At 67.4% G+C, this 13141-nt stretch carries 9 protein-coding genes; 6 read left to right on the top strand and 3 right to left on the bottom strand.

The window, feature by feature from the left end; all coding sequences use genetic code 11:
- The first annotated feature begins 147 nt into the window (after positions 1-147).
- Positions 148-1276, top strand: a protein-coding gene (gene prfB / locus ASF60_RS20040; RefSeq protein ID WP_156375915.1) for a peptide chain release factor 2 whose coding sequence is annotated in 2 segments (ribosomal slippage) — positions 148-216 and positions 218-1276 — 1128 coding nt in all. Because the reading frame shifts where the segments join, the coding sequence is not laid out codon by codon here.
- Positions 1277-1329: 53 nt separating this feature from the next.
- Here prfB and ASF60_RS20035 read toward each other — a convergent pair.
- Entirely contained in the window at positions 1330-2466 is a 1137-nt protein-coding gene (locus ASF60_RS20035) for a M23 family metallopeptidase (RefSeq protein ID WP_244478521.1), read from the bottom strand.
- Between the two features lie 160 nt (positions 2467-2626).
- Complete coding sequence (locus ASF60_RS20030; protein WP_056189680.1) at positions 2627-3094, bottom strand: peroxiredoxin; 468 nt, start codon at positions 3092-3094, stop codon at positions 2627-2629.
- 172 nt (positions 3095-3266) lie between these two features.
- Between ASF60_RS20030 and ASF60_RS20025 the strand changes: the two genes are divergently transcribed.
- Together ASF60_RS20025 and ASF60_RS20020 are read left to right on the top strand one after the other, a co-directional pair.
- The gene (locus ASF60_RS20025) at positions 3267-6716 is read left to right on the top strand and encodes a YhdP family protein (RefSeq protein ID WP_056189254.1); all 3450 of its coding nucleotides are present in this window, start codon (positions 3267-3269) and stop codon (positions 6714-6716) included.
- A 183-nt stretch (positions 6717-6899) separates the two neighbouring features.
- A complete protein-coding gene (locus ASF60_RS20020) occupies positions 6900-8138 on the top strand; it encodes a GGDEF domain-containing protein (protein WP_056189251.1) in 1239 nt (412 codons plus the stop codon).
- Positions 8139-8234: 96 nt separating this feature from the next.
- On the opposite strand, the gene tyrS is transcribed toward ASF60_RS20020, so the two are convergent.
- Positions 8235-9533, bottom strand: a complete 1299-nt coding sequence (tyrS, locus tag ASF60_RS20015; protein ID WP_056189247.1) for a tyrosine--tRNA ligase — start codon at positions 9531-9533, stop codon at positions 8235-8237.
- A gap of 120 nt (positions 9534-9653) precedes the next feature.
- Between tyrS and ASF60_RS20010 the strand changes: the two genes are divergently transcribed.
- From ASF60_RS20010 to ribB, 3 genes are all read left to right on the top strand, one after another.
- The gene (locus ASF60_RS20010) at positions 9654-10793 is read left to right on the top strand and encodes an anhydro-N-acetylmuramic acid kinase (RefSeq protein WP_200941008.1); all 1140 of its coding nucleotides are present in this window, start codon (positions 9654-9656) and stop codon (positions 10791-10793) included.
- A gap of 94 nt (positions 10794-10887) precedes the next feature.
- Positions 10888-11991, top strand: a complete 1104-nt coding sequence (gene aroC, locus ASF60_RS20005; protein ID WP_056189244.1) for a chorismate synthase — start codon at positions 10888-10890, stop codon at positions 11989-11991.
- Positions 11992-12042: 51 nt separating this feature from the next.
- A complete protein-coding gene (gene ribB, locus ASF60_RS20000; protein ID WP_056189241.1) occupies positions 12043-13119 on the top strand; it encodes a 3,4-dihydroxy-2-butanone-4-phosphate synthase in 1077 nt (358 codons plus the stop codon).
- Positions 13120-13141 lie beyond the last annotated feature (22 nt).

Raw genomic sequence — 13141 nt, 5'->3', positions numbered from 1 at the left:
CGAGGCACGCTGAAACCCGTTCGATTCCGGTGATGCCGCTCGCCCAGGAGACACCAGACCCAAGGTTTCGGCACGTGCCGTTTACACCATCGGGTCCGCCCGGTATCACCCGATCCCAGATCCCCAAAAACGAGCCCGAAACACCAGATGCGCGCCGAGATCGAACAACTCTCGGATGCCGCCAAGCAGTCGATCGGACTGCTGAGGAGGCATCTTTGACTGGGATACCGTCGAAAAACGTCTCGCGGAGCTGAACGCAGCTTCCGAGAACCCCGAACTCTGGAACGACGCCGAGGCGGCCCAGAAGGTGATGCGCGAGCGCACCCAGCTCGATGATGCGGTCAACGCGATCAAGAAGCTGTCCCAGGACCTCGAGGACGCCCATACGCTGATCGAACTCGGCGAGATGGAGGGCGACGAAGCCACCATTCAGGAAGGTGAGGCCGGGGTGCGCGCCGTCGAGAAGGAGGCCGCGCGCCGCCAGATCGAGACTCTGCTCTCCGGCGAAGCCGACGGCTTCGACACCTACCTCGAAGTGCATTCGGGCGCCGGCGGCACCGAGAGCCAGGACTGGGCCAACATGCTCCAGCGCATGTATGGACGCTGGGCCGAACGCCGGAAGTACAAGGTCGAGATCGTCGAGTGGTCGGATGGCGACGAGGCCGGGATCAAGGGTGCGACGCTCCTGATCAAGGGCCACAATGCCTATGGCTGGCTCAAGACCGAGTCGGGCGTGCATCGGCTGGTGCGGATCTCACCCTACGATTCGAGCGCAAGGCGGCACACCAGCTTTGCCAGCGTCTGGGTCTATCCGGTCATCGACGACCGGATTGAGATCGAGATCAAGGAATCCGACTGCCGCATCGATACCTACCGGTCGTCCGGTGCCGGTGGCCAGCACGTCAACACCACCGATTCGGCAGTGCGCATCACGCACATTCCGACGGGTATCGTGGTGGCGTGCCAGCAGGAGCGCTCGCAGCACAAGAACCGAGCGACCGCCTGGAACATGCTGCGCGCCCGCATGTACGAGGCCGAATTGAAGAAGCGGGAGGAGAAGGCCAGCGCCGAGGCCGCCGCCAAGACCGACATCGGCTGGGGTCACCAGATCCGAAGCTACGTGCTGCAACCGTACCAACTGGTGAAGGACCTGCGGACCGGCACGCAATCGACCGATCCCGACGCGGTGCTGGATGGCTCCCTCGATCCGTTCATGGAAGCCTCCCTGGCCCAACGCGTCTATGGCGGCGCCGACGTGGTCGAGGACATCGAGTAGGGCAGGGGCGCTCTCGAAGCGCCGCGGCAACTCTCGGAGCGCCGCGGCGACCCTCAAAGCGCCACGGCGACCCTCAGGAAGCGGATCGGATCGACGGGCTCACCGTCGATCCGGGTCTCATAATGCAGGTGACTGCCGGTCGAGCGCCCGGTCGATCCGACGCGGCCGACGATCGCTCCGGGTTCGACCCACTGCCCCGGGACCACGTCGAAGGCCGAGAGGTGGGCGTAACGGGTGATCAGGCCATGGCCGTGATCGACCTCCACCATGTTGCCGTAACCGCCGTTGTAATCCGCCAGCGTGACCCGTCCGGCCGCGGTGGCACGGGCCGGCTCGCCGGTCTCCGCCCGCAGGTCCATGCCGGTGTGCATGGCGTAGCTGCGGGTGAACGGATCGAGCCGCCCTCCGAAATTGCTCGACAGGCTGAACTCCCCCGACAGGGGACGACGCACCGGCAGCGTGGCCGCGATGCGGCGGAGGCGCGCCTCGTCGGCAAGCGAGCGCTGGGCCTGAGCCAAGGAGAGGCCGAACGCATCGGGATCGAGCGGAACCAGGGGGCCGCCGATGCCGCCGGTGGACTCGCGTTCGAAGCGCGCGGGGTCCAGCCCGAGCCGGGCGACGAGACCGCGAAGGCGCTGGGCGCCCTGGCCGGCCCGCAGGCCGATGCGGTTGAGCACGCGGGATTGCGCTTCGGCGAGCCCGTCGAGGCTTTGCTCCAGAGCGGCAAGCCGTCCCTCCACAGCCCTTGCCGACTGGCGCCCGGGTGCGAGGTCGTCCTGGGTACGAAGTTGCAGCGTGTCGGGAGTCGGATAGGGCTTCGATCCGCTGGTCGGCTTCGATAATGTCTCGGCAGCCCGCTCCTCGACCGGAGCTGCGCCGGGCTGGGACGTGCCGGGTTCCCCTGCCAGAGTGGCGATGGCGGCCTGACGGGCTTCCATCGCGGCCTGACGGCGGACGAGTTCGGCCAGGCGCTGGGTGATACCGTCCCGCGCGGCGGCCTGCTCCATCGTCACCCGGTCGAGTTGCAGGCGCAGGGCGCCGATGCGCTCCTCGTATCCATACTGGATTGCGCTTTGCTGGGAGACGAATCGGGCGAGGACCTCGTCGTGAAAGACGAGGTAGTATGTCGCCCCGCCGGCCCAGGCGACGGCCAGGGCCAGCGCTCCCGCGAGGAGGCGTGTCCGAAGCACGGAACCGGAGACGACGGGGGTCGCCTTCCGAGATGGTTTTCGAGAGGACGATGGCGACAGTGACATGGGACGCGTGACCTGATCCACGACGTCACCCTGCCGAATCAGGGTTAACGAACCGCCAAGACGTTCTGGCGCGAACGAGTTGCGAGATTTCGCTTCAGGCGAGGTCGCGCGCTGCCGCCAGCACCTCTTCGGCATGTCCCGGCACCTTCACCTTGGGCCACAGCCGCGCGACGCGGCCATCGCGGTCGATGAGCAGCGTGGTGCGCTCGACGCCCATGTATTTGCGGCCGTACATGCTCTTCTCGACCCAGACCCCGTAGGCTTCCAGCATCGCCTTGCTCTCGTCCGACGCAAGGGGGAAGGTCAGGCCGTACTTGGCGCGGAACTTGTCGTGGCTTTTCACCGAATCCGGTGAAATCCCGATCACGATGGTGTCAGCGGCGGCGAAGTCGCCCTCGAGAGCGTTGAAGCCCTGAGCCTCCAGGGTACACCCGCTCGTGTCGTCCTTGGGATAGAAGTACAGGATGGCCTTGCGGCCCCTCAGGGCGCTGAGACTGATCGTTTCGTCACCGGCGCCCGCAAGGGTGAAGTCGGGCGCCTGATCTCCGGTCGCGAGGGGCATCATGCCTTCCTTTCGGCTGATTGATAGTGTGCGTCTGCGGTTGCATCCCGATGGAGCCCGATGCTCCGGAAACGCGTCGCCGCGGACCTGATAAGCCCCGCGAAAGCCGAAACCCGTAGGACAGCCGCTCGATAGCCCGGGGGGACGTTCCGATCCAGCGGCACAAGGATTGATGGACCAGGAAACGGCCAACGTTGTGCAACCCGCGCGGCCCGGCGTGCGATGGCGCGCCTTGCTCTGGCTGGTGGCAGCCCTGGGGCTCATCGTAGTCTTGAGCGTCGGCGGTCTCATCCTGCGCCTTTCGCAGGGACCGATGCGGTTCGATGGACTCTCGGAACGGGTCGCGTCCGCGATCGCCGGCAGCATCGGACCGGGCTGGCGCGTCGGGCTGAGCGACAGTGCGGTCGAGCTGGATTCAGAGAACTCGCTGGCCCTGAGGGTCGTCGGTCTCGACATCCACAATCCCGAGGGCGACCTCGTGGTGCGTGCGCCCCAGGCCGTGGTCAGCCTGGACAGCTGGAGCCTCCTGCGCCTCTCGGTCCTGCCCCGCGCCATCGAGTTCCGCGACCTGCAGATGACGGCGCTGATCCACCGGGACGGCAGCATCGCCTTCGCGGCTTCCGACTCGACCCAGGCCGGGTCCGTCGAGCCGCACACCCTCCCGAGCGTCGATGCCGTGCTCGGCCGCGTCTCACCGATCTCCGCCACGGTCGCCTCAATCTTCGGCGTCGTGCTCGACTCGGCCGGCGTGATCGGGGCCCTGGACCGGGCGCGGATCACCAACGGGCGGCTCACCCTCATCGACGACGACGCCCGCCAGCGCGCCGTGTTCGAGCACGTCAACGGTCTGTTCCGCCGCGATGCCGTGCGGGACGCCCGTATCTTCGAATTGCGGATCGACGGCCCGCACGGCGAGTGGCGCTTCGGCGGCGACCTGCACGAGGCGGGCGGCACGAAGCGCACCGGGACGATCACCCTCGACGATCTGCCGATCAACGATCTCCTGCTGCTGTCGGGTCAGTCCAAGCTTCCGGTCGAGACCGACCTGAAGGTTTCGGCCAAGACGGACGTCGCCATCGATGCCGGCCGTATCGAGACCATGAAGGCCGAAATCCGCACCGGCGGCGGCAATGTCCTGATCGAGGAGAAGGACTTCAACCCGGTCACCATCGACAGCCTAGTGGCCGAACTCAGCTGGGACGAGGCCGGTCGCGCGATGAAGCTCGACGGGCTCGATTATCGCGGCGCCGGCAATGCGGTCCATCTCACCGGTGCCTGGACGGCGGCCCCGTCCGGCGCGGATACGGCCTGGACCCTGGTGCTCGCCGGCAAGGACGCGGTGCTGCGCGGTGCCAGCCCGGCTGACAAGCCGGTGACGCTCGATGCGGTCTCCGCCCACCTCACCGGTAAGGCCGGCGGCGTCGTCATCGACGATTTCGCCATCAAGGCGGGGGCGGCGACCGGTCGGATCACCGGGACTCTCGGAACGACCGCCGACGATGACGGCCTGACCCTGAAGATCACCGCCGCCTCAACCGACGCGCGCACGGCACTGCGGCTGTGGCCCGAACACGTGGCGCCGCCCGCACGCAACTACCTCGTCGACTATCTGCGTGGCGGGACCGTCAACGCCGTCGACATCAGCGTCGACATGAGCGGGACCGAACTGGCCGCCGCCACGCGCGGCGAGCCCATGCCCGACAATGCGGTGCACATCGACTTCGCCGTGTCGGACGCGACCCTGACGGTCGTGCCGGAATCGCCGCCGCTGACGCGCGGACGCGTGACCGGCACCATCACGGGGCAGACGACCAACATCCGCAACGTCACGGCCGATGTCCAGATGCCGGACAACCGGATTTTGTCGATCTCGGACGGATCGTTTGTCATCCCGAAGATTACCCCCGACATGGTCACGGCGCAGATCGGGCTGCGGCTCAGCGGGGGGGCGGATGCCCTGGTCTCCCTGCTCCAGACCAAGATGTTCAAGACGCTCACGGGCCTCGACCTCGATCCCGCGACGGTGAAGGGCAGTGCCGACCTGCGGATTGATTTCCCCCTCGACCTGAAGCACATTCCCGACTTGGCGGATCTGCCGGTGGGCATCAAAGGCACCCTGTCCGACATCGGTGTCGACAAGGTCTTCGGCAAGGATCGGCTCGAGGGTGGACGCTTCACTATCCTCTGCGAGCGCGGGGCGTTCTCCCTGAAGGGCGAGGGGCGGGTGATGGGCACCCCCCTGACCGTCGACCTGCGTCAGCCGAAGGCCGGCGCGCCGGGTGAAGTCAATATCGGCTTTGCCCTCGACGACGCCCTCCGCGCCCGCAAGGGTCTGCCGGTGGCGCCGCAGCTCTCAGGCTCCATCCCGGTGCGGATCACCATGCCGATCGGCCGGGCCGGCCCCGGCAAGGCGCCGGCCCGGGTGGAGGCCGATCTGAGCCGGGTCGGCAGCGACGGCCTGCTGCCCGGCGTTACCAAGGCGGTGGGCAAGCCGGGACGCGCCAGCTTCACGGTGGTGGAGGGCGCGAACGGCGCTCAGGATTTGCGCGATCTCAGCGTCGATGCCGGCCCCCTGATGGCGCGCGGCAGCATCAGCCTGAACGGCGAGGGCGGGTTCGAACGCGCGGACCTGACCGCCCTCAAGCTGTCGCCCGGCGACGACATGCGCCTGTCGGTCGACCATACCAGCGGCAACGCCTATCGGGTCTCGGTCCGGGGCGCAGTGGCCGATGCGCGCCCGTTCCTGCGCGGGTTGACCGGGCCGGCCGCCAAGGGCGGCCGTGAGGCGAGCCCGAAAGACATCGACGCCGACATCAACCTCGCCATCGTCAGCGGCTTCAACGGAGAAGCGTTGACCAACGCAAGTGCCAAGCTCCTGTTGCGCGGCCGCGACCTCCGAAGCGGACGCATTCTCGGAAAGTTCAGCAGCGCGCCCTTCTCGGCCCAGATCACCCATGCCGATCGCGGCGGATCGAGCATCGCCATCGAGACGCTGGATGCCGGCTCGGCGCTCCGTTTCGCCGACATCTACAAGCGCATGTATGGCGGCAAGCTGATCATGAGCAGTTCGCTGAACGACGGGCCGCAGCCGGGCTCGGTCCAGATCCGCAACTTCATCCTGCGCAACGAGCCCGCGCTGTCGAGCATCATGGCCCAAGGACCGGCGACCAGCGAGGTCACCGATGCGCGCGGCCGGAAATACGTGGTCCAGAACGCCGGGAACGACGTGGAATTCGACCGGCTTCGGGCGATCTTCACCCGTACGGGGAGCCGGATCGACATCAGCGATGCGGCGATCTCGAATCCCGCCATGGGCTTCACCATGACGGGTTACCTCGACACCGCCAAGGAACGCACCGACATCAACGGCACGTTCGTACCGCTCTACGGCCTCAACAACGTCGTCTCGCAACTGCCGATCCTCGGCCAACTCCTCGGCGGCGGCCGAAACGAAGGGCTTTTCGCCCTCAACTTCCGCGTCTCGGGACGCCTGGCCAAGCCGGATGTGAGCGTGAACCCGCTCTCGGCATTGGCACCCGGCATTCTGCGCAAGCTGTTCAGCGCCGGCGGCGGCAACGACGGCGTCGCAGCCGGGCCGCCGATGGACGAAACCGAGCGCTGAGCGGAGTCAGTCCGAGACAGCGGTAGCAGGACCGCAGCCAGACGGGACGAGAGTCAGTCCGGTTCATTCTGAACCAGCCAGACTCTCGGGTCTTTGGTTTTCGTTTGTCTTATCGGGATAACCGATTTCCACTCATCCCTGACAAACTCTAGACCAGGATTCTGACAAACGACGGACTATGACGTGACCCTCGACATCGCTACTCTGCTCATCGCCACGACGGTGATCGACTTTGGTATTGCGGTCTACTTCTGGGTATTGTGGGTCAGCGGCCGCGCTGCCCGCATCCATCTCTGGATCGCCGCCTCGGCGACCAGCGCAACGGCGGGATGCCTTCTCTTCATGCTGCGCCAGATCGCGCCGGACTGGGTCGCGATCTGGCTCGCTCAGGTCTGCTTCATTCAGACCTTCGCCTTCCTGTGGGCGGCGGTCCGACTCGTCCACCATCGATCGCATTCTCCGATCGCGATCTGGGCCGGCACGACGGTCTGGACGGCAGCCTGCCTGGTGCCGGCCTTCTTCGCGGGCGAGCAATTTCGCTACATCGTCGCAACCCTCGGCTTCACGGCCTATTGCATCGCCATGTCAATGGAGATGCTGCGGCCCGATCAGGTACGGCCAACCCCCAACCGCGTTCTTGCCGCGTTTCTGCTCTGGCTGCTCTCGATCGCCTCTCTTGGACTGACGGCCTACACGGCCGTCCAGGAGAACATCGTCGTCCCGCTCGATCATGCTCAGACCCGGGCGGCGCTGTGGCTAATGCTGTATCTGGTGATCTACATCGTCCTGATCCTGGCCGTGACCACGCTGGAACTCGGGAACGAAGCGGAGCGCCAGCGCAAGGTGGCGACCACCGATAGTCTGACCGGATTGCTGAACCGGCGCGCGTTCTTTGATTGCGCCGAGGGGCTCGCGGCACAGCACCGGGACATGGCCGTGCTGATGCTCGACATCGATCATTTCAAGCGGATCAACGACAGCGGCGGGCATTCGGCCGGTGACGCGGCTCTGATCCGCTTCGCGGCGCTCCTGCGCCAGACGGCCAGGAGCCTGCGCGAGACACAGCCGCGGTCGACCGAAAGGCTCGGCGAACCGGTCCTCGCTCGGATCGGAGGCGAGGAGTTCGTCTGTCTGATTCCGGGTGGAACCCGCTCGGACGGCGCCCGTCTCGCCGAGGCAATTCGCTTGAACGTCGAGACCGACGGGCCGGCCACGGGCCGGCCCGGCATGACCGTGAGTATCGGCTGTGCCGCGGCGCCGGTGACGGGCAGCACCCTCATAGACCTGCTGCAGGTTGCCGATGCCGCCCTCTATCGCGCCAAACGGGCGGGTCGCAATCGCGTCGAAGCGGAAAATTCGTTGATCGAACCGGCGACCGATACCCTCTCGGATTCCGGGACCCAACAGCAGCGGTTTGCCTGATCCCGGGCGCCACGCCGTCCGGGCCGCAGGCAGTCATCGGGACTGCCGGCGGTATCCTGGTCCGAAACGATGTCCGGGTGACGGAACGTCCCCGCCTCAGCCCACCCGCACCAGCACGTGCTTCTTGCGGCCGAACGAGAGCTTGATCACACCATCTGCCGTCAGGTCGGCGTGGCGCAGCACTGACCGTTCGTCGGTGACCGGCACATCGTTGACGCGCAGGCCCCCGCTCTTGATCTGACGCCTGCCTTCGCTGGTGGAGGGCAGAAGCTTGGCGTATTCGGGCCCGAAGGCCGAGAGTACGCCGAGGCCGGCGTCCAGCAGATCGGCCGAGACCGTGATGCTCGGCAAATCCTGCGCCACCGTGCCTTCCACGAAGGTCTTCCGCGCGGTCTCTGCCGCGGCGTCTGCAGCCTCGCGGCCATGCATCAGGGCGGTGGCCTCGGTGGCTAGCACCTTCTTGGCCTCGTTGATGCCGGCACCGGGCAGGGCTTCGAGGCGCGTGATCTCGTCCATCGGCAGCAGCGTGAACAGCTTGAGGAAGCGGCCGACATCGGCGTCCTCGGTGTTGCGCCAGAACTGCCAGTAATCGTACGGGCTCAGCATCCCGGCATCCAGCCAGACCGCGCCGGCCGCGGTCTTGCCCATCTTGGCGCCCGAAGCGGTGGTGAGGAGCGGGCAGGTCAGCCCGTAGAGTTGCGGCGTGCCCATGCGACGGCCGAGATCGATGCCGTTGACGATGTTACCCCACTGGTCGGAGCCGCCCATCTGAAGCACGCAGGCGTAGCGGCGATTCAGCTCGACGAAGTCGTAGGATTGCAGGATCATGTAGTTGAATTCGAGGAACGATAGTTCCTGATCGCGCTCCAGACGCATGCGCACGCTGTCCATCGACATCATGCGGTTGACCGAGAAGTGGCGCCCGATGTCGCGCAGCATCTCGATGTAGTTCAGCTTGGTCAGCCACTCGGCATTATCGACCATCGTCGCAGCATTGCCACCGTCACCGAAGTTCAGAAACCGCGAGAAGGTCTTCTGGATGCCGGCCTTGTTCTCCTCGATCTGCTCCAGGGTGAGGATCTTGCGTGATTCGTCCCGGCCCGAGGGGTCGCCGACCCGCGTCGTGCCGCCGCCCATCAGGGTGATCGGAGTGCCGCCGGTGGCCTGAAGCCAGTGCAGCATCATGATCGACAGGAGGTGACCCACATGCAGGGACGCGGCGGTGCAGTCGTAGCCGACATAGGCCGTCAGGCGGCCCTCGCGCGCGGCCGCGTCGATGCCGGCGAGGTCCGAGCCCTGGTGGATGTAGCCACGCTCGGTGAGGACCTTCAGGAACTCGGATTGCGGCTGGAAGGGCGCGGCGGCGGAGGCAACCTGGGTGGCGTCGGAGGACATGCGAAGTTCCGGTTCGAGGGAATCGCGGCGCGGGACAGGGTCGAAGGCCGCGTGATAGCACCGCACGGGATCTGGGCGGCTCTTAGCAGGGCTGCACACGGAAGGCACGGGGCGGAAACCATGGCGATGATGCGCGCGATCGGACTGATGAGCGGCACGTCCCTCGACGGCGTCGACGTCGCGCTGATCGAGACGGACGGCGAGACCGTGCGGGTGGTGGTGAGCCATAACGGCTATCTCGAACCCCTCGGGCCCACGGGCTATCGCGGCTACTCGGACGAGGATCGGTCCCTGCTGCGCCAAGCGCTGATCGATGCGGAGGGCATTAACGCGCGCGAGGACCGTCCGGGATGCCTTGCCGAGGCCGAGGCCTTCGTCACCGCCGCCCACGCCGAGGCGGTCGAGAGCTTCCTGGCCGATAACGGCCTCACGGCCGCCGACATCGATGTGGTCGGCTTCCACGGCCAGACCGTGGTGCACCGGCCGGACCAGCGCATGAGCGTGCAGATCGGCGACGGCGCGGCCCTCAGCCGCCGCCTCGGCATCGCCGTGGTCTCGGATCTGCGCCACGCCGACGTGCTGGCAGGTGGGCAGGGAGCCCCCCTGGTACCGGTGTTCCACCAGGCGCTGGCCCGTGCCTCCGGCTTCGAAGGGGCGCTGGGCATCCTGAACATCGGCGGAGTCGCCAACGCCACGATCCTGTCGGCGAACGGCGACGTCATCGCGTTCGACACCGGACCCGGCAATGCCCTGATCGACGACTGGATGCGCGAGCGCACCGGCCGCCCCCTCGACGACGGCGGCCGCACCGCCGCCCGCGGCCGGCCCGACGAGCCGCTGCTGGCCTGGCTGCTGATCCACCCGTTCTTCGCCCGGCGCCCGCCGAAGTCGCTCGACCGGAACTGGTTCTCGCACAAGCTCGCGGGCCAGCTCTCCACCGAGGACGGCGCGGCGACGCTGACCGCTTTTACCGCGCGGGCGGTGGCGCGCGCCCTCGACCATGCGCCCGAGATTCCCGCACGCTGGATCGTGGCCGGCGGCGGCGCCCGCAACGGCGAACTGGTGCGCCTGCTGAATTATCACCTGCGCGCCGAGATCACGACGGCCGACGCCATCGGCTGGTCCTCGGCCTATCTCGAGGCGCAGGCCTTCGCGCATCTCGCGGTGCGCTCGGTGAAGGGCCTGCCGATCACCTTCCCGTCCACCACCGGCGTCCGTGAACCAACGACCGGCGGCGTGCTGGCACGACCGGAGGCTTAAGGTTCGGCCCGTGTCCTGGCGCACGGTCGTCCCCGAACCGGCGCATGGCCCCGCGCTGGCCCTCGGGGCAAACCCGCGCTAGAGCGGGTGCGCCATGTCGCACAATACGTTCGGACACCTGTTTCGCGTCACCACCTTCGGCGAGAGCCACGGGGTCGCCCTCGGCTGCGTGGTCGATGGCTGTCCGCCCGGATTGGCCCTGTCGGCGGAAGACATCCAGGCGGAACTCGATCGGCGCAAGCCCGGGCAGTCGCGCTTCACCACGCAGCGGCGCGAACCCGATCAGGTCCGCATTCTCTCGGGCGTCTTCGCCGACGACCGCACCGGCGGCATCCAGCTGACCACCGGCACCCCGATCGCCCTCGAAATCGAGAATACCGACCAGCGCTCGAAGGATTATTCCGAGATCCGCGACAGCTTCCGGCCGGGCCACGCCGACTACGCCTACGACGCGAAGTACGGAATCCGCGACTATCGCGGCGGCGGGCGCTCCTCGGCGCGCGAGACCGCCGCGCGGGTCGCGGCGGGCGCCGTCGCCCGCAAGGTCCTGCCTGCCGGCGTCACCATCCGCGCCGCCCTGGTGCAGATGGGACCGCACGCCATCGACCGGTCGCGCTGGGATTGGGAGGCGGTGAACGCTAATCCGTTCTTCTGCCCCGATCCCGAGACGGCAAGCTTCTACGAAGACTATCTCGACGGCATCCGCAAAGACGGCTCGTCGGTTGGCGCCGTGATCGAGGTGGTGGCCGAGGGCGTGCCCCCCGGACTCGGGGCGCCGATCTACGGCAAGCTCGACGCGGATCTCGCCGCCGCCATGATGTCGATCAACGCCGTGAAGGGCGTCGAGATCGGCGACGGCTTCGCCTCCGCGGCCCTGCGCGGCGAAGACAATGCAGACGAGATGCGGTCCGGCAATGCCGGCGCCCCGACCTTCCTGGCCAACCATGCGGGCGGCGTCCTCGGTGGCATCTCCACCGGACAGCCCATCGTGTGCCGCTTCGCCGTGAAGCCGACCTCGTCGATCCTGACCCCGCGCATGAGCGTCACCCGTGACAACCGCGACGTCGACCTCATCACCAAAGGGCGGCACGACCCCTGCGTCGGCATTCGCGCCGTGCCGGTGGCCGAGGCCATGATGGCGTGCGTCCTCGCCGATCACTATCTGCGCCATCGGGGGCAGGTCGGCGCGCGGGACTGATCCCGCTTGCGCCCGCCATCGTCCGATCCGCGAAACGTCAAGAGACAGCCCGTGCCCCACACCCAAGTCACCGAGGCCATCGAGGCCTATGCCCGCGGCGAGATCGTCGTCGTCACCGATGACGACGACCGCGAGAACGAGGGCGACCTCGTCGTCGCGGCCTCGCTCTGCACCCCGGAGAAGATGGCGTTCATCATCCGCAACACCTGCGGCATCGTCTGCGCGCCGCTGACCCGCGCCGAGGCCCGGCGCCTTCGCCTCGACCCGATGGTGGCCTCGAACGACGCGCCGCTCGGCACCGCCTTCACGGTCACGGTGGACACCAAGCACGGGCTGACCACCGGCATCTCGGCCGAGCAGCGCTGCAACACCGTGCGGGCGCTGGCCAACGGCAACATGGGCGAGGACGATTTCGTCCGTCCCGGCCATGTCTTCCCGCTGATCGCCAAGGATGGCGGCGTGCTCATGCGCTCCGGCCACACCGAGGCGGCGGTCGACCTGTGCAAGCTCGCCGGATTGCCGCCGGTCGGCGTGATCTGTGAACTCGCCAACGACGACGGCACCGTGATGAAGGGCCCGCAGATCACCGCCTTCGCGGACCTGCACAAGCTCAAGCGGGTTTCGGTGGCCGATCTGATCGCCTACCGGCAAGCGCGCGAAACGCTTGTCGAGCGGGTCAGCACCTTCCCGGTGAAGACCGAGTTCGGCGAAATGACGGGCTACGCCTACACCACGCCGTTCGAGACCGTGCAGCAATTCGCGTTCGTCCATGGCCGCATCGGCGATGGCAAGGACGTTCTGGTGCGGCTCCACCGTTCCAACGTGGTCGCCGACGTGATCGAGGGGGGCCGTCAAATCGAAGCGGTGATGCGCCGCTTCGCCGAGGAAGGCCGGGGCGTTCTGGTCTACCTGCGCGACGGTACGGCCGGCGTACCCCTGAAGCCCTTCGCCGAAGAGGGTTCGGAGGCCCAGCGGGTGGCCCAGTGGCGAGAAATCGGACTTGGGGCGCAGATCCTGCGCGACCTCGGCGTCGCGTCGATCCGCAACCTCGCGACCTCGTCGCGCGCCTATGTAGGCCTGTCCGGTTTCGGGATCGAGTTCCTGGGTGACGAGCGCATCGACGGATAGGGCGCGCGAAGCGTCCGCTCGC

Source organism: Methylobacterium sp. Leaf113, from assembly GCF_001423325.1.
Classification (GTDB): Bacteria; Pseudomonadota; Alphaproteobacteria; order Rhizobiales; family Beijerinckiaceae; genus Methylobacterium.
This window is presented reverse-complemented; position numbering and strand designations above follow the sequence as displayed.

Bases quoted from the DNA above. Each gene is read 5' to 3' on its own strand.
- ASF60_RS20030 (WP_056189680.1), bottom strand. From the start codon at position 3,094: ATGCCCCTCGCGACCGGAGATCAGGCGCCCGACTTCACCCTTGCGGGC.
- ASF60_RS20025 (WP_056189254.1), top strand. From the start codon at position 3,267: ATGGACCAGGAAACGGCCAACGTTGTGCAACCCGCGCGGCCCGGCGTG.
- tyrS (WP_056189247.1), bottom strand. From the start codon at position 9,533: ATGTCCTCCGACGCCACCCAGGTTGCCTCCGCCGCCGCGCCCTTCCAG.
- ASF60_RS20010 (WP_200941008.1), top strand. From the start codon at position 9,654: ATGGCGATGATGCGCGCGATCGGACTGATGAGCGGCACGTCCCTCGAC.
- aroC (WP_056189244.1), top strand. From the start codon at position 10,888: ATGTCGCACAATACGTTCGGACACCTGTTTCGCGTCACCACCTTCGGC.